The sequence below is a fragment of the Micromonospora sp. RB23 genome (genome assembly GCF_053585025.1).
In genome coordinates this window covers 5,073,120-5,098,959 of record NZ_CM132111.1, presented here as the reverse complement: position 1 = coordinate 5,098,959, position 25,840 = coordinate 5,073,120, and the positions used below count along the sequence as shown (strand labels likewise).

The window sequence follows — 25,840 nt, the reverse complement described above, 5'->3', positions numbered from 1 at the left end:
ATTGTCCGATGAGCGCCGACGCGCTGGCCCCGGTGGCCGGTCCGCAGCCCGACTCCGCCGGCCACTTCGGCCGCTTCGGCGGTCGGTTCGTGCCCGAGGCCCTGGTGGCCGCGCTGGACGAGCTCGACGGGGCGTGGCGTACGGCGATCGCGGACGAGTCCTTCCGGGCCGAGTTCGGCGCGCTGCTGCGTGACTACGCGGGTACGCCGTCGCTGCTCTACGAGGCCCGCCGGTTCTCCGCGAAGGTCGGCGCCCGGGTGCTGCTCAAGCGCGAGGACCTCAACCACACCGGCGCGCACAAGGTCCGCAACGTCCTCGGCCAGGCGCTGCTCACCAAGCGGATGGGCAAGACCCGGGTGATCGCCGAGACCGGGGCGGGCCAGCACGGCGTCGCCACCGCGACGGCCGCCGCCCTGTTCGACCTCGAGTGCGTGGTCTACATGGGCGAGGTCGACACCGAGCGGCAGGCGCTCAACGTGGCCCGGATGCGGATGCTCGGGGCCACCGTCGTACCGGTCACCACCGGCTCGCGCACCCTCAAGGACGCGATGAACGAGGCGATGCGTGACTGGGTGGCGAACGTCGACGAGACCCACTATCTGATCGGCACCGCCGCGGGGCCGCACCCGTTCCCGGCGATGGTGCGTGACTTCGTCCGGGGCATCGGTGACGAGGCCCGGCAGCAGTGCCTCGACCTGACCGGCGCGCTGCCGGACGCGGTCACGGCCTGCGTCGGCGGTGGCTCCAACGCGCTGGGTATCTTCCACGCCTTCGTCGGCGACGAGACCGTCCGGCTGTACGGCTTCGAGGCCGGCGGGGACGGGGTCGCCACCGGCCGGCACGCGGCCAGCATCACCGGTGGGTCGGCGGGCGTGCTGCACGGCACCCGCACGTACGTGTTGCAGGACGCGGACGGGCAGACGTTGGAGTCGCACTCGATCTCCGCCGGTCTGGACTACCCGGGCGTCGGGCCGGAGCACGCCTGGCTGCACGACAGTGGCCGGGCCAGCTACCTGCCGGTCACCGACGACGAGGCGATGGCGGCCTTCGAGCTGCTCTGCCGCACCGAGGGCATCATCCCGGCGATCGAGAGCTCGCACGCGCTCGCCGGCACCGTGACGCTGGCCCCGAAGCTCGCCGCCGAGCTGGGCCGGGAGCCCACCATCGTGGTGAACCTCTCCGGCCGGGGTGACAAGGACGTGCACACCGCCGGGGACTACTTCGGCATCCTCGACAAGGAGCGCTGAGGTGAGTCGCATCGGGGTGGCCTTCGACAAGGCCCGGGCCGACGGGCGGGCCCTGCTGGTGGGCTGTATGCCGGCCGGGTTCCCGACCGTCGAGGGCAGCATCGCGGCCATGACGGCGATGGTCGAGGCCGGCGTCGACGTCATCGAGGTGGAGATCCCGTACTCCGATCCGGTGATGGACGGCCCGGTCATCCAGAAGGCCAGCGACATCGCGCTGGCCGGCGGGGTCCGGACGGCCGACACGATGCGCGTCATCGAGGCCGTCGCGGCGACCGGCGCGCCGGTCGTCACGATGACCTACTGGAACCCCGTCGAGCGGTACGGCGTGGACGTGTTCGCCCGTGACCTGGCCGCCGCCGGTGGCACCGGCCTGATCACGCCGGACCTCATCCCGGACGAGGCGGCGGAGTGGCTGGCCGCCTCGGACGCCCACGGGCTGGACCGCACCTTCCTGGTGTCGCCGTCGTCCACCGACGCCCGGCTCGCGATGACGGTGGAACACTGCCGGGGCTTCGTCTACGCGACGGCGGTGATGGGGGTGACCGGCGCGCGGGCGCGTACCTCCGACGCCGCTCCCACGCTCGTCTCCCGGGTGCGCGGGGTCACCGACCTGCCCGTCGGGGTCGGCCTGGGTGTGGGCACGGGTGCGCAGGCCAGCACCGTCGCCGGGTACGCCGACGGAGTGATCGTCGGCAGCGCGCTGGTCCGGTGCGTGCTGGACGCCTCCTCGGAGGCCGAAGGGCTGGCCGCGCTGCGTGCCCTGAGCGCCGAACTCGCCGAGGGCGTCCGCAACCCGGCCCGCTGACCCTTCGGACCGTTCGCGGCGCGGGCGTCGGGCCTGCCGTGCGCTGAAGACCGTGATGCCTGTGCGTCATCTTGATGACGCACAGGCATCAGGCTCTCTGGCGGGTGCGCTCCCGGGGCACAGGCTCGCCGATGACCGTTGGCCCGGCGCGGGGCCGGTGTGTGAAGTCAGCGCCTGAGGGACGGGTCCGTCGCCGCCTCACCGCGCTGCCCAGGGGGCTGACCGGCCTCCGGCCGATCGTCGCGAGCCGCGACCGGCCACGCCCGCGCGGCCGGTTCTCCCTCGGACGTGGGCACGCTCTGGGCCAGGGCCCGGAGTACGCCGCAGCGGCCGTCGAGCGCGTCGGTGACGGCCATCCGGGTGAGCGGGGTGACGCTCTCGGGCAGCGCCGTGGGAACGTGCCACGTCAGCCGGCAACCCGGCCGGGGGTCGGTGGTTCCGTCGTCGGCGGCGCGGGCGCGGAACACGTGCACCAGGATGTCGGGCAGCGGGCCCGCCCGCCCGGCCGGCGCGTGCGTCGTCGTGCCGACGAGGTGGTACAGGCCGACCAGGTCGACAAGGTCGATCTCCCGGCCGGTCTCGGCGCGGATGTCGCGCAGCGCCGCGCGTACCGGGCTCTCCGCCGGACGGAGGCGGCCACCGGGCAGCGCGTACCGGCGTTCGCCCCGGCCCTGCCGGCAGAGCAGCACCCGGCCGGCGGCGTCGGTGACGACCGCGGCGACCGCCCAGGTGAGCGCGCTCATGGACAAAGAGCCTACGGCGGCGCAAACCAGAAGTCATCGGGATCGGCGTGCGGCGGCCCGGGGTGCCGCTGCGGGGGTCCGCAGCGGTAGCGTGTGCACCCGTGACCATCGCCTCGCTGTCCCCCCAGGCGGCCCTGCCCAGCCCCAGCACCGCCGTCTGGCAGCTCGGACCGTTCCCGCTGCGGGCGTACGCGCTGTGCATCATCGCCGGCATCGTGCTGGCCTGCTGGGTGACCGAGCGTCGACTGCGCCGGCGTGGCGTCGCGCCCGGGGCGGTGCTCGACATCGCCGTCTGGGCGGTGCCCGCGGGCATCATCGGCGCGCGGCTCTACCACGTGATCACCTCGCCGGAGAAGTACTTCGGCGCCGGGGGCGAGCCGCTGAAGGCGTTCTACATCTGGGAGGGCGGCCTCGGCATCTGGGGCGCGGTCGCGGGCGGCGCGGTCGGCGCCTGGATCGCGGCCCGCCAGCTCGGCATCCCGCTCAGCGTGGTGGCCGACGCGCTGGCCCCCGGGCTTCCGCTGGCCCAGGCCGTCGGCCGGTTGGGCAACTGGTTCAACAACGAACTGTTCGGCGGCCGGACGACGCTGCCGTGGGGCCTGGAGATCCACCGGATGGACCCGGACAGTCCGGGGCACGCCCTGCGCGACGACGCCGGCCAGCCGATTCTCGAGCCGGGCCTCTACCACCCGACGTTCCTCTACGAGCTGCTGTGGAACCTCGGGGTGGCGGCGTTGGTCCTCGTCCTGGACAAGCGGCTGCGGCTCGGGCGGGGCCGGGCGTTCGCGCTGTACGTCATGGGTTACACCGCCGGCCGGTTCTGGATCGAGCTGATGCGCACCGACGAGGCGAACCAGATCTTCGGCGTACGGCTCAACGTGTGGACCGCGGCCCTGGTCTTCCTCGGCGCGTTGGCCTACTTCGTGCGGGTCCGTGGCCCCCGGGAGTACCTGATCCCGATCGGCGCGGCGGCCACCCCCACCCCGCCCACGACGTCCGACCTGTCGCAGGTCGACATCTCCGAACGCGAGACCGGCGCGCGCGCCACCGCACCCGAGGGCTACCGGGTGGTCAGCGAGGAGCAGTACGACACCTGGCGGGACACCGGCGTGGCGCCACCGGAGCCGACCGACGACGACGTACGCCCCGAGGGCGTCGAGCCGTCCGTCGACGACGCGGCCGACGGTGACCGGGCCGACGAATCGACGGACGGCACGCCCGAGGCGCGCGACGAGGCCCGGGCCGACGCCACCGGCGTACGCCCCGCCGACCGGGACAGCTGAGCGGGGGCGGTCCGATGCGAAGCGCGGTGGTGGTCGGCGCCGGGGTCGGTGGCCTCGCGGTCGCCGGCGCGCTGGCCCGGTCCGGGTGGCAGGTGACCCTCCTGGACCGTGCCGAGCGGGTCCGCCCCGAGCCGACCGCCGTGGTGCTCTGGCCCAACGGCGTCCGCGCCCTGCAGGCCCTGGGTCTGGGCGCCGGCCTGGCCGCCATCGCCACGCCGCTGCCCGACGGCGGGGTCCGCCGTCCGGACGGGCACTGGCTCGTGCAGCCCCGCCCGACGCCGGCCGACCGGATGCCCGTCGTGGTGCACCGGGAGGACCTGCATGACGCCCTGATCGCCGGCCTCGGCGACCGGGTCGAGCTGCGTACCGGGGTGACCGTGCGCCACGTGCGCGTCGATCCGGGCGAACGCCCGGGTGTGAACGACGGACGGCACACCATCGAGGCCGACCTGGTCGTCGCCGCGGACGGCACCGACAGCGTCATCCGCCGCCAGCTCGCGCCCGAGGCCGGCGTGGTCAGCTCCGGCTGCGCGGCCTGGCGGGCCGTCATCCCCTGGTACCGCGCGCCCCGACTGCCCGCCGATCAGCCGATCGCCGGTGAGGTTCTCGGGGCGGGCTACCGTTTCGTGGCCGCCTCGCTCGGCGAGCGGGGCTCCTCGGGCGGCTCCACACGTGGCGGCATCTACTGGGTGGCCACGGCGGCCGGCGCTCCCCGTCCGGAGCCGCCGGAGACCCAGCTCGCCCTCCTGCGCCGCTGGTACGCCGGCTGGCCCGCGCCGATCGGCGCGCTGCTCGACGCCACCGACCCGAGCGATCTCGTTCAGCAGGAGGTGCGCGAGCTGCGCCCGCTGCCGCGGGCGTACGGCTTCGGCGTCGGCCCGGGCGGGGTGGTGTTGCTCGGCGACGCGGCCCACGCCATGCCGCCGCACCTCGGGCAGGGCGCGTGCCTCGCGTTCGAGGACGCCGCCACCCTCGCCTCCCTGCTGCGCGAGGCCCGGCTACCCGACGCCGTGCAGACGTACGACCGGGTGCGCCGTCCCCGGGCGGCGACGGTGGTCCGGCAGACCCGGCGCATGTCCGCGGTGCTGCAGACCCGGGGCCGGCTGGCGCTGCGTGCCCGCGACGCCGCGCTCGGCACGATCAACTCGCGGCTGCTCTCCAGCGCCGCGGCGTCCGCGGCCCAGTGGCGTCCGCCGGCCTGACCGACTCGTGCCGGCCCGGCGCCGGCCGGGCGGCTCAGGGGACCAGGGCGGCGGGTTCGGCGATGCAGGCGGTGCCGATGCGACGGAAGCCGGCCCGCAGGTAGACCCGGGCGATCTCCTCGCTGCCGGCGGAGAGGAAGACGAGCCCGGTGCCGGCGGCGAGCAGCTCCCGGGCGAGGGTGGCCGTCAGGGCGGCGCCCATCCCGCGACGACGGGCGGCCGGCAGGGTGGCCACTCCGGCGATCTCGGCGACGTCGTCCACGCGCATCGCCATGCCGCTGGCCAGCGCTCCCTCGGTCGGCGTGCCGGCCAGCGCGGAGATCCGCCGGCCGTCGGCGATGCGGGCGCGCTCCTCGTCGAGCGCGGCCAACTCCAGCTCGGTGACCGCCGCGTCCCGCTCGGCCGGTCCGGCCTCGCCGGGCGCGGTGCCGGGAACGCCGAACGCCACGGCCGCCACGGCCCGCCGGGCGGCCACGTCCGCGGCGAAGTCGGGCGAGTCCGCCGCCAGCACCCGCACGGGTACGTCGGAGAGCGTCGCCGGGTCGGGCAGGGCGGCCGGGTCGAGGACCATCAGCGGGGCCTCCAGCACGGACAACCCGGCCGAGCGGGCCACGGCGAGGAACTCGGAGGTGGTCTCGTGCACCCACTCGAAGGCCTCCGGCAGGCCCAGCTCGCGCTGACGTGCCCGTACGGACGTCACGTCGGCCAGCGACGGCGTCTCGGTGGCGTCGATGCGGGGGCGGGCGTAGAACGGCCAGCCCGCGCCTTCGCGGACGAACAGCACCAGCGCGCCGTGCTCCTCGACACCGGCGACGTCCCGGGGCACGGCGTCGTAGAAACGTTCCAACCGGTCGAAGATGTCCTTGCGCACCGAATCCACCGCGCGAGACTACACGTCCCAGACTCTGGACGGTGTGATCAATCTTGAGTGGCCTTGTGCCCCCAGCCCTAACGTAGACTCAATAGACCCACGGGCCGACGTCGTCCCCACCATGATCCAACCTGAGTGACGACAGGAGGCCCGGTGGCTCAGCCGTACGCGGATTCGACACAGCCGCACCCGCACAGCCCGCAGGCGTCCCCGACGCCCGGCCCCCGCCCTGCGGCCCAGGGCCTCTACGACCCGGCGCAGGAGCACGACGCCTGCGGGGTGGCCTTCGTGGCGGACCTGTACGGACGGCGGTCCCATTCCGTCGTCGCCAACGGGCTCGGCGCGCTCTGCCGCCTGGACCACCGTGGTGCCCGGGGCGCGGAGCCCAACACCGGCGACGGCGCCGGCATCATGATCCAGGTGCCGGACGCGTTCCTGCGCGCCGTCGCCGAGGTTCCGCTGCCGCCGGCCGGCGAGTACGCCACCGGCCTGGTCTTCCTGCCCGACGACGACGCCGCCGAGGCGCGCGCCCGTCGGGTGGTCGAGAAGTACGCGCTGGTCGAAGGCGCGGACGTGCTCGGCTGGCGGGACGTGCCGATCGAGCCGGACGGGCTCGGCGACACCGCCCTGGCGGCCATGCCCCGGGTCCGGCAGGTCTTCGTGGCCGCGCACCGCCTCACCGACTCGCCCGCCGGGCCGGCCGGCTCCCCGCTGCGGGGCATCGAGCTGGACCGGGTGGCGTTCTGCCTGCGTAAGCAGGCCGAGCGGGAGACCGCCGAGCGGGGCGTGCCGGCGTACTTCCCGTCGCTGTCCAGCCGCACCATGGTTTACAAGGGCATGCTCACGCCCGACCAGCTGCCGGCGTTCTACCCGGACCTGCGCGACGAGCGGGTCGACAGCGCGATCGCGCTGGTGCACTCCCGCTTCTCCACGAACACGTTCCCCTCCTGGCCGCTGGCGCACCCGTACCGTTTCATCGCCCACAACGGCGAGATCAACACGATCCGCGGCAACCGGAACTGGATGCAGGCCCGCGAGGCGCTGCTGCGCTCGCCGAACGTGCCGGGCAACATCCGGCGCGTCTTCCCGGTCTGCACTCCCGCCGCCTCGGACTCGGCGAACTTCGACGAGGTGCTGGAGCTGCTGCACCTGGCCGGTCGGAGCCTGCCGCACGCGGTGCTCATGATGATCCCGGAGGCGTGGGAGAACGACCCCGGCATGCAGCCGGACAAGCGGGCGTTCTACCGCTTCCACGCCAGTCTGATGGAGCCGTGGGACGGGCCGGCGTCGGTCGCCTTCACCGACGGCGAGATCGTCGGTGCGGTGCTGGACCGCAACGGGCTGCGCCCGGGGCGCTGGTGGCAGACCGACGACGGTCTCGTAGTGCTGGGCTCCGAGGCGGGCGTCCTCGACCTCGACCCCGCCCACGTGGTGGCCAAGGGTCGACTCCAGCCGGGCAGGATGTTCCTGGTCGACACCGTGGCCGGCCGGATCGTGCACGACGACGAGATCAAGTCCGAGTTGGCCGCCGCCGAGCCGTACGCCGAGTGGCTGCACGCCGGGCTGATCGAGCTGGACGACCTGCCGGCCCGCGAGCACACCGTCTACACCCACGACTCGGTGCGTCGCCGCCAGCAGACCTTCGGCTACACGCAGGAGGAGCTGAAGATCCTGCTCGCGCCCATGGCGCGTACCGGCGCGGAGCCGCTGGGCTCGATGGGCACGGACACCCCGATCGCGCCGCTGTCCACGCGGCCGCGACTGCTCTACGACTACTTCCACCAGCTCTTCGCCCAGGTCACGAACCCGCCGCTGGACGCGATCCGCGAGGAGTTGGTGACCAGCCTGGCGTCGACGATCGGGCCGGAGGGCAACCTGCTCGACCCGACCGCGGCGAGCTGCCGGCAGATCGTGTTGCCACATCCGATCATCGACAACGACGAGCTGGCGAAGATCCTCTCCATCGACGAGGACGGTGACCTGCCCGGCTTCAAGGCCGTCCGGGTCTCCGGGCTGTACCGCGTCCGCGAGGGCGCGGCCGGGATCAAGGCGCGGCTGATCGAGATCTGCCGGCACGTCTCCGAGGCCATCGAGGACGGCGTGCGCATCCTGGTGCTCTCCGACCGGGACTCCAACGCCGATCTCGCGCCGATCCCGTCGTTGCTGCTCACCGCCGCCGTGCACCAGCACCTGGTCCGCGAGCAGACGCGTACGCAGGCGGCGTTGATCGTGGAGTCCGGCGACTGCCGCGAGGTGCACCACGCGGCGGTCCTGATCGGGTACGGCGCGGCGGCGGTCAACCCGTACCTGGCGTTCGAGTCCGTGGAGGACATGATCACCACGGGCGCGCTGGTCGGGGTGGAGCCGGCCGCGGCGGTGCGCAACTATGCCAAGGCGCTCGGCAAGGGTGTCCTCAAGATCATGTCCAAGATGGGCATCTCGACGGTCTCGTCGTACTGCGGCGCCCAGGTCTTCGAGGCGGTCGGCCTGGACAGCCGGCTGATCGACAGGTACTTCCGGGGCACCCCGAGCCGGATCGGCGGCGTCGGGCTGGCCGGTGTGCACGCCGAGGTGGCCGCCCGGCACGCGCTGGCCTGGCCGCCGGCGGGCACCGCCGAGTCGGACCGGCTGGAGGTCGGCGGCGAGTACCAGTGGCGTCGTGACGGTGAGCTGCACCTGTTCAACCCGGAGACGGTCTTCCTGCTGCAACACGCCACCCGCAGCCGGCAGTACGACGTCTTCCGCCAGTACACGTCCAAGGTCGACGCGCTCGCCGCGCAGGCCGGCTCGCTGCGGGGCCTGTTCACCCTGCGCACCGGGGTCCGTCCGCCGGTGCCGATCGAGGAGGTCGAGCCGGCCACCGAGATCGTCAAGCGGTTCGCCACCGGCGCCATGTCGTACGGCTCGATCTCCGCCGAGGCGCACGAGACGCTCGCCATCGCGATGAACCGCCTCGGCGGCAAGTCCAACACCGGTGAGGGCGGCGAGGACGTCGACCGGCTGCACGACCCGTTGCGCCGCTCCTCGGTCAAGCAGATCGCCAGCGGCCGGTTCGGGGTGACCAGCGAATACCTGGTCAACGCCGACGACCTTCAGATCAAGATGGCCCAGGGCGCGAAGCCCGGTGAGGGCGGTCAGCTGCCCGGCAACAAGGTCTGGCCGTGGATCGCCCGTACCCGGCACGCCACCCCCGGCGTCGGCCTCATCTCGCCGCCGCCGCACCACGACATCTACTCGATCGAGGACCTCGCCCAGCTCGTGCACGACCTGAAGTGCGTCAACCCGGCGGCCCGGGTGCACGTCAAGCTGGTCAGCGAGGTGGGTGTGGGCACCGTCGCCGCGGGCGTGGCCAAGCTCAAGGCCGACGTCATTCTGATCTCCGGTCACGACGGCGGCACGGGCGCGTCCCCGATGAACTCGCTCAAGCACGCCGGCACCCCGTGGGAGCTGGGCCTGGCCGAGGCGCAGCAGACGCTGCTGCTCAACAAGCTGCGTGACCGGGTCACCGTGCAGGTCGACGGCCAGCTCAAGACCGGCCGGGACGTCCTGGTCGCGGCGCTGCTCGGGGCCGAGGAGTTTGGCTTCGCCACCGCGCCGCTGATCGTCTCGGGCTGCGTGATGATGCGGGTCTGTCACCTGGACACCTGTCCGGTCGGCATCGCCACCCAGAACCCGGTGCTGCGCGAGCGGTACACGGGCACCCCGGAGTTCGTCGAGAACTTCTTCCTGTTCCTCGCCGAGGAGGTCCGGGGATACCTGGCCGAGCTGGGTCTGCGGTCCATCGAGGAGGCCATCGGGCAGAGCGAGCTGCTCGACGTGGCCCCGGCGGTGTCGCACTGGAAGGCCAGCGGGCTCGACCTGGCCCCCGTCCTGCACCTGCCGGAGCTGCCCGCCGACACCGTCCGACGCGGGGTACGCGCCCAGGACCACGGCCTGGAGCACGCTCTGGACAACGAGCTGATCGCGCTGGCCCGGCCGGCGCTGTCCGAGGGCGCGCCGGTGCGGGTCGAGGTGGCGGTGCGCAACGAGCACCGCAGCGTCGGCGCGATGCTCGGAGGCGAGGTGACCCGCCGCTTCGGCGGCGACGGCCTGCCCGAGGACACCATCGAGTTCGTGCTGAACGGCACCGCCGGCCAGTCGTTCGGCGCGTTCCTGCCGAAGGGCGTCACCCTGCGGCTGCACGGCGACGCCAACGACTACGTGGGCAAGGGCCTCTCCGGCGGGCGCATCGTCGTCCGTCCGGACGCCGCCGCGCCGTTCCTCGACCCCGACGCCGAGCCGGGGCAGCGCGCGGAGGACCAGATCATCGCCGGTAACACCATCCTGTACGGCGCGACGGCGGGCGAGGTCTTCCTGCGCGGCCGGGTGGGGGAGCGGTTCGCGGTGCGCAACTCCGGCGCGGTCGCCGTCGTCGAGGGCGTCGGCGACCACGGCTGTGAGTACATGACCGGCGGCACCGTGGTCGTGCTCGGCGCGACCGGCCGTAACTTCGCCGCCGGCATGTCGGGCGGCACCGCGTTCGTGCACCGGTTGGACCGGGCCCGGGTCAACGCGGAGCTGGTCGACCTGGCGCCGTTGCGCGAGCAGGAGCAGACGCTGCTGCACGAGCTGGTCCAGCGGCACGTCGCCGAGACCGGTTCGGCGGTCGCCGAGGAGCTGCTCAAGCGCTGGCCGGAGGCGGTGGCCGAGTTCACCGCCGTGGTGCCCCGCGACTACCGCCGGGTGCTGGAGATCATGAAGGCCGCCGAAGCCGCCGGCCGTGACGTCGACGACGCGGTGATGAGCGCGCTCAGCGCGCCTGCCGCGCCCGTGCCGCCCGCGCCGCGGGCGGCCACCCCGGAGGTGGCACGTGCCTGACCCGAACGGTTTCCTGCGCTACGACCGGCGTCTGCCGGCCCGCCGACCGGTGCCGGTGCGGATCAGCGACTGGCGCGAGGTCTACCCGCCGGCCGGCGAGGAACTGGTCCGCGAGCAGGCCACCCGGTGCATGGACTGCGGCATCCCGTTCTGCCACGACGGCTGCCCGCTGGGCAACCGCATCCCGGACTGGAACGACCTGGTGCGGACCGGCAACTGGGACGCCGCCGTGGAGTCGCTGCACGCCACCAACAACTTCCCGGAGTTCACCGGGCGGCTCTGCCCGGCGCCCTGCGAGGCGGCGTGCGTCCTCGGCATCGCCGGCGGCCAGCCGGTGACGATCAAGCAGGTCGAGGTGGAGATCGCCGACGCGGCGGCGGCCCGTGGGTTCACCCCCCGTCCGGTCCCGACGCCGTCGGGTCGGTCGGTGGCCGTGGTGGGCTCCGGGCCCGCCGGTCTCGCCGCCGCCCAGCAGCTCGCCCGCGCCGGTCACGCCGTGACGGTGTACGAGCGCGACGACGCGATCGGCGGTCTGCTCCGGTACGGCATCCCCGACTTCAAGTTGGAGAAGCGGCACATCGACGCCCGGTTGGCGCAGCTCACCGCCGAGGGGGTGCGCTTCCGCACCGGCGTGAACATCGGCGTCGACGTCACCGCCGAGCACGTGCGCGCCGAGCATGACGCGGTGCTGCTGGCCTGCGGCGCGTTGCAGGGCCGCGACACGCCGGAGACCCCGGGGCGGGAGCTTCGGGGCGTACACCAGGCGATGGCGCACCTGGTCGCGGCCAATCGGGCGGTCGCCACCGCGACCACCGAGGAGGCCGCCGAGCGCCGGTTGGCGCCGGCGGTGCTGCCGGACGGCACCCCGATCGACGCGGCCGGCAAGCACGTGGTGATCATCGGTGGCGGTGACACGGCGGCGGACTGCCTCGGGGTCGCGCACCGGCAGGGCGCGGCGGGCGTGCACCAGCTCGACCTGTACCCGCAGCCGCCGACCGAGCGCGACGAGGCCCGGGACCCGTGGCCGACCTGGCCGTGGGTGCTGCGCAACTACCCGGCGCACGAGGAGGGCGGCGAGCGCGTCTTCGCCGTGGCGGTGCAGGAGTTCGTGGACGACGGCACCGGTCAGGTGCGGGCGGTACGGATCGCCGAGGTGACGGTCGAGAAGGTGGACGGCCGGCGGGTGGTCACCGTGGTGCCGGGCTCCGAGCGTGAGTTGCCTGCCGACCTGGTGCTGCTGGCGATCGGATTCGAGGGCACCGAGCGGCAACCGCTGTTGGAGCAGTTCGGGGTGGCCCGTAACGCCCGGGGCGCCGTCGACGCACGGGACGACTGGCAGACCGACGCCGACGGCGTGTTCGTGGCCGGGGACATGCACCGGGGCGCTTCGCTGATCGTGTGGGCCATCGCCGAGGGGCGCGCGGCGGCCGCCGCGATCCACGGCTACCTCGGTGGTGTCGGCGCGCTGCCGGCCCCGGTCGGCCCGGCCGCGCAGCCGCTGGCAGCCCGCTGAGCTGAGGGGTTTCCGGCCGGCACGGTGACGTCGCCGTGCCGGCCGGACATTCCCCGAGGTGAAACCATTCACAAATCTGGGCAAAAAGGCTTGAGCCGGCAAGACTTGTCGGCTGCCGAACCGCGCCGCGATCGGCGTGCCGTTCTGTCGCCGATCGCTGGAGGTTCGTCGTGGCCACGGGTGCCACCTTCGCCGCGCTGCGCCACCGCAACTACCGGATCTGGGCGCTCGCCGGTTTCGTCTCCGTCATCGGGACCTGGATGCAGGTCCTCGGAGTCAACTGGTACGTGCTGAAGGAGACCGGCTCGGCGACCTCGATGGGCGTCGCCGTGCTGCTCCAGGCGACACCAACGCTGCTGCTGAGCGTCTGGGGCGGCGTGCTGGCCGATCGCCTCCCCGCCCGTCCGCTGCTGATCACCGCCCAGGTGGCCCACGCGGCGTTCGCCGCGGGCCTCGCGGCGGTCGCCCTGACCGGGGTCGGCGGCCTGCCGCTGATCTTCGCGATCTCCCTGGCCAGTGGCGCTGTCTCGGCGGTCGAGGGGCCGGTCATGGGCCGCTGGTCCTCGACGCTGGTGGATCGGGAGACGCTGGGCAACGCGCTGGCGCTCGGTTCGCTCACCAACTCCGCCGGACGCATCCTCGGCATGAGCCTCGGCGCCGTCGGGGTCGCCGCCGTCGGCCCGGCGCTGCTCTTCGGCGTCAACGCGGCGAGCTTCGCCGCCGTGGTGGTGGCGCTGCTCGCCATACGACCGGGGGCCCTGCCCGCCTCGGCGATGGCGACCGACGGCCCGACCCGGCACGGTGTGCGCGCCGGGTTCTCCTACCTGCGCGGACAACCGGTCCTGCTGCTCGCGCTCGCCCTCTCGTTCGTGCTCGGCAGCCTCGGCCGCAACTACCAGGTGACGATGGCGGCGATGAGCGACGGACCGCTGGCCGCCGGCGCGTCCGGCTACGGCCTGCTGTCCACGGTGTTCGCGGTCGGGACGGTGGTGGGCGCGCTCGTCGCCGCACGGCGGCGGTCGCTGAGCTACGCCACGCTGGTCGGCGCCGGCCTGCTGGCCAGCGGTCTGCAGATCGTCGCGGGTCTCGTCCCGGGCGTCTGGGGCTTCGCCGCGGTGATCCTCCCGATCGCCGCCGCCGCGGTCGTCATCGACACCACCGTCGGAACCCGTGCCCAACTCGACACCGACGGCGCGATGCGCGGCCGGGTGCTCGCCGCGCTCGCGGTCACCGGCTCGGTCTCGGCCGCCGTCGGCGCACCGCTGCTGGGGTGGCTGGCCGAACACGCCGGGCCACGGCAGACGCTCGTCCTGGCCGGCTCGGTCGCCGCGATCGCCACCACGGCGGCGGCGGTCGCCCTGGAACGCCAGCACGGCCGGGCGGCGTCCCCCGCGCTGGTCGTCCCACGGCCGCGTCATCCGGTACGTCGAGTGGCGTGGCGGGCCGCCCGCGTCGTACGGCCCGCCGGCGCCGTGTGCGTCGTCGCCACCGGTGGAACCGCCACGCGCCCCATCCGGCTGGGCGAGTTGGCCCTCGCCGGCGAGGACGCGCGGCACTGAGACAGCGGTCACCGCTTCCGGGACCGGGCGAAACGAAGATCATCGTTACGCTCCGATCATGGACAACGAGGAGCGGTTGCGGCGTACCCGCCGGTGGCTGTGGATCGTGCTGATCGGCCTCTTCCTGAGCGGGGCCACCGCGTTCCCGCTGGAGATCGAGGTGCGCTGGCTGCTACGCGCGCTGGACCCGCTCGCCGGCCAGTTCCCGGCGCTCGTCGACTGGATCGAACGCGTCCACACCGGACTGGTGACGGCGGGCCGGGACTACCCGTTCCTGCTCTACGGCACCGACTGGCTGGCCTTCGCCCACCTGGTGCTGGCGGTGGCGTTCTGGGGGCCGCTGCGGGACCCGGTGCGCAACATCTGGGTGGTGCAGGTCGGCATGATCGCCTGTGCGGGGATCGTCCCGTTGGCGCTGATCTGCGGCCCGATTCGGGACATCCCCTGGTTCTGGACGCTTGTCGACCTGTCCTTCGCGGTCGGGGCGTTCCCGCCGCTCTGGTTCGCCTACCGACACATCCGCGCCGTCGAAGCCACCCGGCCCTAACCCACCCGCAGCCACGCCCGCCGAGGTGCGCGGCGATCGCGGCGCCTTCACCCAGGCCCGGCCCGGCCCGGCCCGGCCCGGCCCGGCCCGGCCCGGCCCGGCCCGGCTTGGCCCGGCCCGGCCCGGCTTGGCCCGGCCCGGCCCGGCCCGGCCCGGCCCGGCCCGGCTTGGCCCGGCCCGGCTTGGCCCGGCCCGGCCCGGCCCGCCCTCGGAGGTGATGGGTGGGCTGCCGATGCTTTGGAGCTGATGTCACAAAAGAATCGGGGTGGGTCTCGCCCGCCGATGATTCGTTGGCGGCATCAGCTCCAAAGCACTCGTCCACCACCCGTCGGCCCCGACTCGGCCGCACCTCTCGACTCGGCCGCACCTCTCGACTCGGCTGCACCTCTTGACTCGGCTGCACCTCTCCGCTCAGCCGGCCTCCGGTTGCCCCACTTCGTCGAGTGCGCCACCTCGCCCCCACCTCCGACCGCGTCGATCATGGAGTTGTGCTGCCTCAGATTTGGGGCAGGCATGGGCATCAGGCATCTTCTGCCCGCCCACAACTCCATGATCGACGGGGTGGGGACGTGGGGACGGTCAGTGCGACAGCAGCTCGTGGGACTCGCGGATCTTGGCCCAGGACTTCGGCTCGGTGGGCGGCGTGGCCTTGCGCGCGGCGCTTGCCACGTCGGGGCGGCCGGCGGTGAACAGCCAGGTGGTGAAGAGATCGTCCAGGTCCAGACCCGAGATCCGTTCGGCCAGGGCCTGGAACTGCTCGATGGTGCCGTTGCCGTACCGGTGTTCGGCCGTCCACGCCGGCAGGATCTCGAAGAACGCGTCGTCGCCGACGGCCAGCCGGAGCTGGTGAAGGGTCATCGCGCCCCGGTCGTAGACCGCGTTGTCGAAGACCCGGTCCGCCCCCGGGTCGCCGGGCAGCACCTGCCAGAACTCGTCGTCGGCGGGGTAGCTCGCGTAGGTGAAGTCGAAAACCTCCTGCGCGGTGCCCTCGCCCTGCTCCTCCGACCAGAGCCACTCGGCGTACGAGGCGAAGCCCTCGTTCAGCCAGATGTTGCGCCACTCGGCCACCGAGACCGAGTCGCCGAACCACTGGTGGGCGTTCTCGTGGGCCACCACGTACGTGTTGGCGCCGCGCCGCCAGAAGCCCGGTCCGTACACCGGGCGGGTCTGCGTCTCCAGGGCGAAGCCGATGCCGTCCACCGGCCCCGCCACGCCACCCTGCGCCTCGAACGGGTACGGGCCGAAGATCCCGCTCTCCCAGTCGACGATCTCACCGGTGCGCTCGATGCTGGCCCGCGCGGCCGGTCCGAGCGCGCCCAGCGACGTGCTGTACGCGTTGACCACCGGCTGGCCGCCCGGGGTGGTGTCGGTGACGATGTCGTACTGGCCGATGGCCATGAACGCCAGGTAGGTGGCGGTGGGGGAGGTGGTCCGCCAGATCCAGCGGGTGCGGTTGCCGGCCTCGGCCGCGGGCGGCCTCGGCTGCACGCCGTTGCTGATCACCTCGACGCCGGTGGGCACCGACACGGAGATGTCGAACGTCGCCTTGTCCAGTGGGTGGTCGTTGCTCGGGAACCACCACCAGGCCGACTCGGGCTCGTTCACCGCGAGCGCCCCGTCGTCGGTACGCGTCCAGCCGGTGTAGCCGTCGACCAGGGTTTCGGACGGCACACCGCCGTAGCGCACCACGATGGTGAGCTGCTGCCCGCGGGAGATGGTGCGGGCCGGGGTGACGACCAGTTCGTGCGTGCCCGCGGTGCTGGCCTCGGCCTCCCAGCCGTTGACCCGCACCGACTCGACGTCGAGCAGGAAGTCCAGGTTGAACGCCGAGAGGTCCTGCGTCGCCGTGGCGAGGATCGTGGTGGTGCCGGTGAGCCGGTCGGTGGCCGGCTCGTAGCGCAGCCGGACGTCGTAGTGCGAGACGTCGTAGCCACCGTTGCCGTAGTCGGGGAAGTAGGTGTCGCCCAGGCCGGGCGCGCCGGGTTGTGGCGCGGCGGTGACGACCGGCCGGCCCCAGGCCGTCGGGGCGGCCGCGGCGGGCGCGCCGGTGAGCGTGGTGCCGGCGGTGGTGAGGGTCAGGGCGGCGGTGGCCGCCGTGAGGACTCGACGCACGAGGTGCACTCCCTCCATCGGGTTTTCGCATCGCAAACCTAATCGACAACTGTGAACGTCGCTGGCCCGGGGCGCGCGGGGAGCGTCGTCGCCACGATCCGAAAGCGAGGGTCGGTTACTGTCCCGCCGTCGCCGCTGTCCGTTAGGGTTTGCGCGAACCGGACGGCCGTGGCGTGGGAGGCGATGCGTGGGCAGGCTCGCGTCGGCATACGGGCAGGCGGTCACCGCCCACCGGGCGGCCCGTACCCATCTGGACGCGGCCCGGTCCGTGCTCGGCGCGGCGCCGCCCCCGCCGCCCCGCGCCGGCGGTGCCGACCTCGTCGCCCGGCTCGCGCGCCTCGGTGGCGCGCTGGCCACACCGACCCCCGGCGTCGCCACCCTGACCGACGAGCCGGTCGCGGTACGCGTCGGCGAGGCGTCCACCGAGGACGGCGGGTTCGCGGTGCTCGTGCCGCTCGGCGGCGGCCACCACCTGGCACTTGACACCGACGCCCGGGACGGGCGGGTCGCCGCGCTGCTGCGGGCGTTGGTGCTGCGGCTCGTGGCCACCGCGCCGCCCGGTCGGGTCCGGGTCGTCGGCATCGACACCGCCGCGCTGGGCGCGACGTTCGGCCCGCTGCGCCCACTGCTCGACGCCGGGGTGCTCGACCCGCCGGCCACCAGCGAGGCCGAGGTGACCGCCCTGCTGGACGCCGCCGAACGGCACGCCCGCGCCGCCCAGCACGCCGACCCCGCCACCCGGCAGGTGCTGCTGGTGGTCGCCACCGCCGCCCCCGCGCCACGGGAGCTGGCCCGACTCGCCGCGCTCACCCACGCCGGCCCGGCCGCCGCCGTCTGCGTACTCCTCGCCGGCCACCCGTCCCGGCTGCCCGGCGAGACGTCGCCGCCGCTGGGCAGCACCACCGCCATCCGGCTCAGCGACGGGTACGCGCACGTCGGCGACCCGCCCGGCACCCCGTTCAGCGCCGACGGCAGTGGCCTCGCCGCCCCCGTGCTGCTCGACGGCGACCCGCCGCCGGCCTCGGTCCGCGCGCTCGCCGAGCACGTCGGCGCCGCCGCCCGCCGCGCCGACGCGCTACCCTTCGCCGCGCTGCTGCCCGAGCGGCGCTGGGCCGAGTCCTCGGCCAACGGGCTGCGTACCGTCGTCGGCCGGGCCGGCGCCACGCCGCTGACCGTCGCCTTCGACACTCTGCTGACGGTCGCCTTCGACGACGTCACCCCGCACTGGTTGGTGGGCGGGCGTACCGGCGCGGGCAAGACGGTCTTCCTCCTCGACGTCCTGTACGGCCTGGCCGCGCGCTACTCGCCCGCCGAGTTGCAGCTCTACCTGCTCGACTTCAAGGAGGGCGTGAGCTTCACCGAGTTCGTGCCGACCGGCCGCGACCCGTCCTGGCTGCCGCACGCCCGCGCGGTGGGCATCGAGTCCGACCGCGAGTACGGCCTGGCGGTGCTGCGGGAGCTGCGCCGCGAGGCACAGCGGCGGGCCACCGCGTTGAAGCGGCACGGCGTCACCAAGCTCGCCGACCTGCCACGGGACAGCCCGCTGCCACGCATCGTGGCCGTCATCGACGAGTTCCACGTGCTCCTGGCCGGCAACGACGCCCTGGCCCGCGAGTCGGTCGACCTGTTGGAGGAGTTGGCCCGCAAGGGCCGCTCGTACGGCATCCACCTGGTGCTGGCCAGCCAGAGCATGACCGGGATCGAGGCCCTCTACGGCCGGGCCGAGGCGATTTTCGGGCAGTTCGCGCTGCGGGTGGCGCTGCCCGGCGGTGGCGGCGTCCTCGACCAGCTCAACGATGCCGCAGCGGCCCTGCCCATCGGCGCCGCCGTCGTCAACACCGCCGCCGGGGCGGTCGGCGCCGACACCGTCCTGCGCTTCCCCGACGCGCACGCCGCCGCCGGGGACCTCGCCGCGCTGCGTCACGAGCTGTGGCAGGCCCGCCCGCCGGGCTCGCGGGCCCCGGCGGTCTTCAAGGGGTACGAGGCGGCCCGCGTCGAGGACGATCCCACCTTCGCCGGGCTGCGCCCCGGTGGCCGACGCCCCATGGCGCTGGTCGGCCGGACGGTCGACGTGCACGGCACCACCGCGCTGTTCCTGATGGACACCACGCCCGGCCGGCATCTCGCCGTCGTCGGCACCGCACCGGCCGGCGCGGACGTGCTGCGCGCCGCGGCGCTGAGCCTGGCCCGTCAGCACACCCCCGGTGACGTCCGCTTCCAGGTGGCCTCCCTGGTCACCGCCGCCGACCCGGTCGCCGCCGAGACCGAGGCCACGCTGCGGGCCGCCGGTCATCCGGTGCACCGCCTCGACGCGGCCGGGTTGCGCGACCGGATCATCGCGTTGGCCGTCGAGCCGGCCGGCCGTGAATATCTGGTGGTGTTCGGAATGGACGCGGCCGCGCCGGTGCTGGGCGCGTCCGACCCGGTGACGTTCCGGTCCGGCCTGGACGACCTACGTGCCGTGCTGCGCCAGGGGCCCGCCCACGGCGTGCACCTGTTGGGCTGGTGGCGTGGCCTGCGCAGGCTCTCCGACGACCTCGGCGGCACCCAGAACCGCGACGACGTCGCCTGCCTCGTCGCGCTCAACGTGCCCGGGGCGGAACTCGCCCTGCACCTCGGGGTGCACGACGTGGCGTACACGCCGCGCGCCGACCGGGCGCTGCTGGTGGACCGGCACGACCAGCGGACCAGGTTGATCGTGCCGTTCGCCCGCGACGGGCACGAATCGGACGGGGAGCGGTGACGGTGTCCTTCGAGGAGTACGCGGCGCTGGCCCGACAGCTCGCCGAGCACCGCAGCGCCGGTGAGCGCGACGCCGCCGCCGAGTCCGCGCGCCGCCGTGACCTGCACGCCGCCGCCGACTACCTGCACCAGCGGCTGACCGCCCAGGGTCAGCGCCTCGACCAGCTCGGTCGCGCGATCGGCGCCGACCAGCCCCCGGCCGCCGCGCCTCCCGGCCCGCCTGCCGGGTCCGGTCCGCCTGCGCCACCCGGCCCGCCTGCCGGGTCCGGTCCGCCTGCGGCGTCCGAAGCTGGGGACGGGGATTCCGCCGGCGCAGCCGGCGTGCCGGGGCGGGCGGGTGTCGGGGCGTACCCCGAGCTGCCGGCAGGTCAGGCGCGGCTGGCGCTGCCGACGGCCGTGAGCCCGGCGGACGGCGGGGTGCCGACGCAGCGCGCGGCGCCGGTCGACCCGGTGGTGGAGCTGGAGTTGGCCCGCCGGATGGCCGACGAGGCCGACCGGCACGGGCAGCAGGCCGAGCTGCTGGCCCAGCGGCCGGCGCTGCTGCCGACGTGGTCGCCGCTCGCGCGGGCCGTCGCCGTCTACGCGGCCTGTGGGGCGGCGGCCGGGGTGTTGATGCTGACGCTGGTGCTCGCGTCCGGGATCGGGCTGGTCGACGGTTTCACCCTCGGCGCGTGGATCTGCGCGGGACTGCCGGCGCTGGCGTTCTTCGCGGGCTATCTGGTGTTGGGCCGGTGGGGGAAGCCCGCCATGGTCGTCGGTACGCCGCCGCGTTACCTGCCGCTCGGGTTCGCGATCTGCTTCCTGCTGGTGCCGTTGGGCTACTGCGCCTACCTGGTGCTGTTCCGCGCCCTGCGCTGAACCCCGTCCCGGCGCAGCTCGGTCAGCTCGTGATCCAGCAGGTCGGCCAGTCGCTCGAACCGGTCCGGACGATTCTGGCGCGTGATGCCCCGGCTGGGCATCTCGACCGTCATCAACAGGTACAGGTGCAGGCGGTAGAGGCTGAGCCGACGCAGGGCGGATTCGTCGAAGACCACCGGGTCGTCGGCGGCGGCCCGGTAGCCCCGCAGGAACGGGTTGTCCGGTGCGTCCTCCACCCGCCGGAAGATCAGGGGCGACACGAGGTCCATCAGCGGGTCGCCGAAGAGGAACCGCTCGCCGTCCACGATCCCGCGCAGGTGCAGGTCGCCGTCCGCCTCGGGTTCGGCGAGCACGTTGCCGTCCCAGCCGTCGAAGTGCAGCAGCGCGGGCCGGCGTACCTCGTCCAGAACCGACGCGTACCGCTCGGGCAGCTCCCGGATCCGCTCCGGTGGGGTGGGCAGCGGGACGTCCCAGTCCGCCGCGTCGGCCAGCAACCCGTCGAGCATGGCGGTGAACGCCTCGCGCCACGTCACGCCGCTGGCCCGGCCGCCGTCGTACCCGTAACGGTCGCCGCTGACCCGGTGCAGCGCGGCGATCGCGGCCCCGAAGTCGTACCGGGCCGGGGCGTCGCCGAGGTGCTGTTCCGACTCCGTCCACTCCCGCAGCGAACGGCCGGGAATGCGGCCGCTGACCAGCCACTCGCCCAGGTACGGATCGTCGCCGTGGTGCAGCAACGGCGGCACGGGGACCTGCGGCGCGTGCGTGGACACCAGGCGGAAGTACCGCGCCTCGGCCGCGCAGAGGCCCTGCTCGTAACGCAGCAGCGGTACGTCGGGCCGGGGCGCCACCTTCAGCACCACCTCGCGCCCGTCGTCGAGCGCCACCCACCACACCGTCGCGAAGCCACCTCCCGTGATCGGCCCGCAGTCCGTCATCGCGTGGCCCGCGCCGAAGGACGCCTGCACGTAGCGGCGCACCTGATCGTGGTCCAGTGGCCGCTGCGTGCGGCTCAGCGCATCCACCCCGGCGTACCTTCCTCCCCGTTCGTGACGCCCGCCAGGGTGCCAGATTCGTCGGGAAATTACCGTCCTGGTGCCCCGTCGTGGTCCCCGCCCGATGCGGCGTTGTCGGCGGCCCGCGCCGCCGCCGCGAGGACGCCGTCCCGTTCCTGCTCGGTGCACCCCTCGTCCTCCAGTAGCCCGAGCAGCAGCACCGTCCGGGCGACGATGGCCGGCGCGTCGTCGGGCACCGCAGGGCGTTCGCCGAGCGCCGCCCACACCAACGCCTCGGCCAGCGCCGGATCGACGTCGGTCCCCGTGACGTCGTAGCGTTCCCGCGCCGACGCCACGAACCGGATCACCGGTGCCCGGTCCTGTTCGGCGACGAACCGCCGTCGCACGGCCACCAGCAGGGCTCCGGCGAGCAGGTCCGCGTACCGCCGCCAGTCCGCCTCGGTGAACCTGCGCAGCCGCCGTTCGTGCCCGCGCAGCCGTCCCATCAGGAGGCCACGCAGCGCCGCGTGCGGGTCGGTCACCACCGTCGCCCCCTGATCATCGTGACTGTCCTTCGTCGTCGGTGTCGTCCGAGCACCAGCGTCGTCGCCACCCGACAGCCATGCGCGATCTCGCTGGTGCTCGCGGTGCTCCTCGGCACGGACGGCGCGGGGTCCGCGCCCACGCCGGTCAGCGCCGCCACCGAGCGGTCGATGCGGCGGCCGCCGACCGCGAGCCGGGTGACGACCAGGTCCAACCGGGTGACGGCCGCCGCGAACCGCCGGGCCGCGACCGCGTCCGCCGCGACCTGGGTACGCCGGGACGGGTCCTCGGCGGTCCCGATGTGGTGGCGTCGCAACCGGTCTTCGGCGGTCCTGACGTGGCGGCGTCGCAGCCGGTCCTCGGCGGCCGCCAACCGCCATCGGGTACGGGCGGCCAGCGCGGCGGCCCGATCGGCGTCGACCCGAGCCGCGCGCAGCCCGGCGAGCAGCTCACCCGCTGTCGCGGTGACGGCCGATGTCCGATCGGCTGCCAGCCCCGCGTAGACCAGGCCGAGCGCTCGCCAACACTCGGTGACCGCCTCCTGCCAGGGCAGCGTCCGGCCGGGTGGACCCGCGCCGTGCAGGCACGCCCCGGCCCGGTCGGCGGCGGCGATCGTGGCCAGCCAGGCGCCGCGCAGGTCGTCCACCGTGTCGCCGTGGCGCGCCCGCGCGGCCCGCTGCCCGTCGCGCGGGTCCGGTGGTCCGCCGTTCACTGCCCGGCCTCCGCGGTGGCCTTGACCAGGCGGGCGAAGAGGACGTCGGTGCATGGATAGTCCGCTCCGCAGCCGCAGACCCACCTGCGGACCACTCGTGGCGGATGGGCGAAGAGGGTGTCGTCGGCGTCCTCGACGTCCTGCTCGGACACGAGCCGCCGGGCTGGTGGGGATGCGGAGGGTGGTGGGTCGGTGGGCTGGTCGTCGGGTCGATCGGGCATCGGGTACTCCCGTCCGGTCGTCTCCTCGCTGACGCGCCCGGCCGGACGGGGGGACCGGCCGGCCGGGCGCTCCACCTGTGCGGTGGGGAAGAACCGTCTCCGGGTGTGCAGACCAAGGAGCCGGCAGCACCGAACTTTGCCACACTAGTATGTACAAGTCAATGACAGCACTAGTCCGTTCTTGTCCTGACTAGTGGGGTGTGATCAAATGGCGGTGCAGACCAGGGAGACAAGATGCCCGCCAAGCCCAAGTGGGCGCAGCTCGCGGACCACATCCGAGAGCAAATCGCGTCCGGTCAACTCGCCCCAGGGGACAAGCTTCCGTCCACCGCCCAGCTCCGTGTAGAACACGGCGTCTCGGCTGGGGTTGTGCGTCAAGCGATTCTTGTCCTGCAAACCCAAGGCCTTGTGGAAGGCGTGCACGGCCTCGGCGTGTTCGTCGCCGAGCGCTGACCGCTCGACGCCGCTAGTCCTGGCGAGTACTTCGAGATCTTGGACAGTCTCCGTTAGCTCAGGACGGAAGGTGTCCAAGATCTGGTGAATCCGGCCGGAATTCCTTCCGCAGGTCATGCGTGGGCGATCGAGCGGTCGCGCTCCGTGCGCGGATCTCGTACGCTCCCTTGTGGTCTCCGCCAGTGCGGTGGTGGAGGCGATGGTCGACCAGGGGGAGGATGCGCGTGAGCGCAGCACAGATCATCGCGAAGTTGGCGGCGGCGTCGCAGAAGCTCGAAGAGGCGAAGGCCAAGACCGCAGCGGCGGCCCAGGACGCGGCCGAGGCGCGGAGCCTCGTGGCCGGCGCGCTGGAGGGCGTCGCGGCCGGGCCGCTGGTCGGCATGATCGACGCGTACCGGCAGGCGTTGGCGCAGGCATCCCAGGGCGGTGAGCCGGCAAAGCAGCACGTCCAGGAGACGATCGCCAAGGTCCGCGCGCTGGGAAACTGACCACGGGTGGTGGTAGCGCAACCCACCGACTACCACCCGTGCGGCCAGCAGTTCCACCGCCCGAGCCAGGGGTTGGTCGACCTGCCCGTCCGTCGCCGGAGGCCCTCCAACCGCGCGAGCGAGATTCTGAGGCTCCCCGGTGGGAGCGCCGGGTAGACGCGGTCGTCGCCTATTCCCCACAAGGAGTCGGGCTGACCAGCGGCATGCCAGGTGTGCTGGTGGCGCCGAACAAGATCGTGGGTGTTGGGCTCGTGATACTCGGGTCCACTGTCGATACAGTCACCACCTGGTGGGACAGGCGACAGAAGCGGAGGAGCAGCGGTGCGGATTGACGAGCGTGTGGAGGGGGCGGTAAGGGAGGCCTACCGTGCTGTCATCGCAAAGGATGGCGACCGTCTCGCCGCGGCGTTCGCTGGCCTGAATGACGAAGAGGCTCAGATGGCCGTGAGCTACGCCGTCTTCGTCGTCGGGTTCATCGTCAGGGATGTCTTCCGTAACGGCGCGACCGAGGCTGACCTGTCGGACCTGGCCGACAAGATCATCGCTAGCGAGCGTACGTGGGTTGACCTAGGTGCCCGTGACGAACTTGCCGGGCTCTTGGCCGCAGCTACCAGCGGCAATGTTGCTGCTAGTTCGACTGCTCGGGCCGACGTTGTCGGCAACACCCTCGTGGCAGGAGGATTTCTGCTGACGAGCTTCCGGCTTGATGACCAGCGCTGGTGGGACTACCTCGATGAGATTTGGGCCGCCGTGGAGGCGGCGGGGTAACCAGGCACTCCTCGTCGGGCTCCGACCACTCCAGATTCCAGGGCGGAGAGCATCAGCTCAACCGGCGGACGACTGGACGCAGGACCGCGACGAGCCTGCTGGTGTCGGTCGTGGCGAGGTGTACCCGACACGCTTCGATGTTGTCGGCTTCGTTGAGTTCCGACCAGTCGAGGAGGAAGCCCGCAGCGGCGGCGAGCTGCCGAAGGAAGGCGCGGATGGTCCGGCCGTTGCCCTCGCGAAACGGGTGACACACGTTCAGCTCGCCGTAGTACTGCGCGAGAGTCTCGACGAACACCTCGTGCTTGAGACCGAGGAGGAAGCCGTCCGCCGTCAATCCACCAAGGACTGCGCTGACCTGGTCGTCGATGAAGCGCCAGTGACAGAAGCGCGCTCCCGGCTTGCTGATGTCAACGGTTCTGGTCTGTCCGGCCCACTCGTAGAGATCGCCGAAGAGCTGCCGGTGGAACGTCTGAAGATGGTCGAGGCCGTAGTTGCCGGGAATGATCATGCGCGATGCCTGAACCTCCCGGATCGAGGTCAGGCGAAACTCCGCTTCCCGCAGGAGATCCGGGTCGGTGATGCCCAGCTTGTTCTTGAGGCAGTCGGTCCCCGGCCAGCAGTACGGATCACTCACCCTTGAGGCGAGCAATCTCTTCGGAGATCAGGTCGTCCGCGCTGATCACCCCTGCTGCCACGTCGCGAAGCTTGTCCTGCCAGTTCTGGTCGAACTCAGCGCCTTCCAGGGCAGCGTTCGCGGTCGCGAGGCCGACGGCAGTTTCCGAATCTGCGATCTGCCGGGCGTAGTAGGTACGCATGAGATCAGTACTGATCCTCGCCGAGGAGTTGGCCGCCTCGGGAAGTCCGCCTCGGGCAGCCCGCCAGGGAAGCTCATTATGCGTCATAACGGACAGTTGGCTCGCCGAGAACTGCCCGTACTGATCCGTGACCCAACGGACGGTTCTACGCTCGTCCGGGGTTAGGCGGGACGCCTGCCCCTGCGGCCAGTCAGACACCGTGAGCTGCCCACGGTGGTGCCGGTAGAGGGGTGGTACGACCGGCCCTTCCCGCCAAGCCTCGATCGGTTCGGGGAACAGCAAGGCGCCCTCGCGCGCGAGATGCCACCCCTGGCAGTAGTAAACGAGCTTTTCCAGCTTCATGGCGGTGACGCTGCCGAGGTTGCCAAGCACTGTGGCAGCGACATCGTGCGCGGTAGCCATACGCTTACCACCTCCCACCTCAGCTTGCTCTCGACGCTAGCTACCAAAAGCGATGCTGTCGGCACTGAGCTGTCATGTCGAGCCCGATTTCGATCCTATCGGTCCGG

At 73.0% G+C, this 25,840-nt stretch carries 22 protein-coding genes; 13 read left to right on the top strand and 9 right to left on the bottom strand.

The features are described from left to right. The first annotated feature begins 8 nt into the window (after positions 1–8). Together trpB and trpA are read left to right on the top strand one after the other, a co-directional pair. Positions 9–1,247: a tryptophan synthase subunit beta gene (trpB, locus tag ACTFTM_RS23065; RefSeq protein WP_449562560.1), complete on the top strand. Its 1,239-nt coding sequence runs from the start codon at positions 9–11 to the stop codon at positions 1,245–1,247. A gap of 1 nt (position 1,248) precedes the next feature. Next, positions 1,249–2,052 (top strand): tryptophan synthase subunit alpha, encoded by an 804-nt coding sequence (gene trpA / locus ACTFTM_RS23060; protein ID WP_449562559.1) that lies wholly within the window; start codon positions 1,249–1,251, stop codon positions 2,050–2,052. A gap of 167 nt (positions 2,053–2,219) precedes the next feature. On the opposite strand, the gene ACTFTM_RS23055 is transcribed toward trpA, so the two are convergent. Then, the gene (locus ACTFTM_RS23055; RefSeq protein ID WP_449562558.1) at positions 2,220–2,795 is read right to left on the bottom strand and encodes an NUDIX hydrolase; all 576 of its coding nucleotides are present in this window, start codon (positions 2,793–2,795) and stop codon (positions 2,220–2,222) included. A gap of 101 nt (positions 2,796–2,896) precedes the next feature. On the opposite strand from ACTFTM_RS23055, the gene lgt reads away from it, so the two are divergent. Next, the gene (gene lgt, locus ACTFTM_RS23050) at positions 2,897–4,078 is read left to right on the top strand and encodes a prolipoprotein diacylglyceryl transferase (RefSeq protein ID WP_449562557.1); all 1,182 of its coding nucleotides are present in this window, start codon (positions 2,897–2,899) and stop codon (positions 4,076–4,078) included. Positions 4,079–4,092: 14 nt separating this feature from the next. Beyond that, complete coding sequence (locus ACTFTM_RS23045) at positions 4,093–5,280, top strand: FAD-dependent monooxygenase (RefSeq protein WP_449562556.1); 1,188 nt, start codon at positions 4,093–4,095, stop codon at positions 5,278–5,280. Between the two features lie 34 nt (positions 5,281–5,314). Here the strand turns inward: ACTFTM_RS23045 and ACTFTM_RS23040 are convergent, their stop codons facing one another. Beyond that, on the bottom strand, positions 5,315–6,151 hold the full coding sequence (locus ACTFTM_RS23040; protein ID WP_449566703.1) for a GNAT family N-acetyltransferase: 837 nt from the start codon (positions 6,149–6,151) through the stop codon (positions 5,315–5,317). A gap of 153 nt (positions 6,152–6,304) precedes the next feature. Here ACTFTM_RS23040 and gltB point away from each other — a divergent pair, with 153 nt between their 5' ends. The 4 genes from gltB (at position 6,305) to ACTFTM_RS23020 (ending at position 14,627) form a co-directional block, all read left to right on the top strand. Further along, positions 6,305–11,008 (top strand): glutamate synthase large subunit, encoded by a 4,704-nt coding sequence (gene gltB, locus ACTFTM_RS23035; RefSeq protein ID WP_449562555.1) that lies wholly within the window; start codon positions 6,305–6,307, stop codon positions 11,006–11,008. After that, on the top strand, positions 11,001–12,521 hold the full coding sequence (locus ACTFTM_RS23030) for a glutamate synthase subunit beta (RefSeq protein WP_449562554.1): 1,521 nt from the start codon (positions 11,001–11,003) through the stop codon (positions 12,519–12,521). Before gltB ends, ACTFTM_RS23030 begins: the two co-directional genes overlap by 8 nt. Before the next feature lie 170 nt (positions 12,522–12,691). After that, positions 12,692–14,080 (top strand): MFS transporter, encoded by a 1,389-nt coding sequence (locus tag ACTFTM_RS23025; RefSeq protein WP_449562553.1) that lies wholly within the window; start codon positions 12,692–12,694, stop codon positions 14,078–14,080. A 58-nt stretch (positions 14,081–14,138) separates the two neighbouring features. Then, positions 14,139–14,627: a hypothetical protein gene (locus ACTFTM_RS23020; RefSeq protein ID WP_449562552.1), complete on the top strand. Its 489-nt coding sequence runs from the start codon at positions 14,139–14,141 to the stop codon at positions 14,625–14,627. 579 nt (positions 14,628–15,206) lie between these two features. On the opposite strand, the gene ACTFTM_RS23015 is transcribed toward ACTFTM_RS23020, so the two are convergent. After that, positions 15,207–16,739 carry a M1 family metallopeptidase gene (locus ACTFTM_RS23015; protein ID WP_449562551.1) on the bottom strand — a complete coding sequence of 511 codons (1,533 nt, stop codon included), beginning with the start codon at positions 16,737–16,739 and terminating at the stop codon, positions 15,207–15,209. A gap of 187 nt (positions 16,740–16,926) precedes the next feature. Here ACTFTM_RS23015 and ACTFTM_RS23010 point away from each other — a divergent pair, with 187 nt between their 5' ends. Further along, complete coding sequence (locus tag ACTFTM_RS23010; RefSeq protein WP_449562550.1) at positions 16,927–19,482, top strand: FtsK/SpoIIIE domain-containing protein; 2,556 nt, start codon at positions 16,927–16,929, stop codon at positions 19,480–19,482. 2 nt (positions 19,483–19,484) lie between these two features. Then, positions 19,485–20,339, top strand: coding sequence for a hypothetical protein (locus ACTFTM_RS23005; protein ID WP_449562549.1), 855 nt, complete (start codon positions 19,485–19,487; stop codon positions 20,337–20,339). On the opposite strand, the gene ACTFTM_RS23000 is transcribed toward ACTFTM_RS23005, so the two are convergent. The 4 genes from ACTFTM_RS23000 to ACTFTM_RS22985 are packed head-to-tail and all read right to left on the bottom strand — an operon-like array spanning position 20,309 to position 22,807. Next, positions 20,309–21,361 (bottom strand): phosphotransferase family protein, encoded by a 1,053-nt coding sequence (locus tag ACTFTM_RS23000; RefSeq protein ID WP_449562548.1) that lies wholly within the window; start codon positions 21,359–21,361, stop codon positions 20,309–20,311. The two genes, ACTFTM_RS23005 and ACTFTM_RS23000, sit on opposite strands and share 31 nt — an antisense overlap. Positions 21,362–21,420: 59 nt before the next feature. After that, positions 21,421–21,873, bottom strand: coding sequence for a hypothetical protein (locus ACTFTM_RS22995; RefSeq protein ID WP_449562547.1), 453 nt, complete (start codon positions 21,871–21,873; stop codon positions 21,421–21,423). After that, the gene (locus ACTFTM_RS22990; RefSeq protein ID WP_449562546.1) at positions 21,870–22,586 is read right to left on the bottom strand and encodes a hypothetical protein; all 717 of its coding nucleotides are present in this window, start codon (positions 22,584–22,586) and stop codon (positions 21,870–21,872) included. Before ACTFTM_RS22990 ends, ACTFTM_RS22995 begins: the two co-directional genes overlap by 4 nt. Then, positions 22,583–22,807, bottom strand: coding sequence for a hypothetical protein (locus ACTFTM_RS22985; protein WP_449562545.1), 225 nt, complete (start codon positions 22,805–22,807; stop codon positions 22,583–22,585). The genes ACTFTM_RS22990 and ACTFTM_RS22985 overlap by 4 nt, the downstream gene beginning before the upstream one ends. A 234-nt stretch (positions 22,808–23,041) precedes the next feature. Here ACTFTM_RS22985 and ACTFTM_RS22980 point away from each other — a divergent pair, with 234 nt between their 5' ends. From ACTFTM_RS22980 to ACTFTM_RS22970, 3 genes are all read left to right on the top strand, one after another. Then, the gene (locus tag ACTFTM_RS22980; RefSeq protein ID WP_449562544.1) at positions 23,042–23,260 is read left to right on the top strand and encodes a winged helix-turn-helix domain-containing protein; all 219 of its coding nucleotides are present in this window, start codon (positions 23,042–23,044) and stop codon (positions 23,258–23,260) included. 224 nt (positions 23,261–23,484) lie between these two features. Beyond that, positions 23,485–23,748: a DUF6244 family protein gene (locus tag ACTFTM_RS22975; protein WP_433534849.1), complete on the top strand. Its 264-nt coding sequence runs from the start codon at positions 23,485–23,487 to the stop codon at positions 23,746–23,748. Between the two features lie 321 nt (positions 23,749–24,069). Further along, positions 24,070–24,516, top strand: a complete 447-nt coding sequence (locus tag ACTFTM_RS22970) for a hypothetical protein (RefSeq protein ID WP_449562543.1) — start codon at positions 24,070–24,072, stop codon at positions 24,514–24,516. A 52-nt stretch (positions 24,517–24,568) separates the two neighbouring features. Here ACTFTM_RS22970 and ACTFTM_RS22965 read toward each other — a convergent pair whose 3' ends face one another. Together ACTFTM_RS22965 and ACTFTM_RS22960 are read right to left on the bottom strand one after the other, a co-directional pair. Next, on the bottom strand, positions 24,569–25,150 hold the full coding sequence (locus ACTFTM_RS22965) for a Fic/DOC family protein (protein WP_449562542.1): 582 nt from the start codon (positions 25,148–25,150) through the stop codon (positions 24,569–24,571). Next, a complete protein-coding gene (locus ACTFTM_RS22960; RefSeq protein WP_449562541.1) occupies positions 25,143–25,733 on the bottom strand; it encodes a Panacea domain-containing protein in 591 nt (196 codons plus the stop codon). The genes ACTFTM_RS22965 and ACTFTM_RS22960 overlap by 8 nt, the downstream gene beginning before the upstream one ends. Positions 25,734–25,840 lie beyond the last annotated feature (107 nt).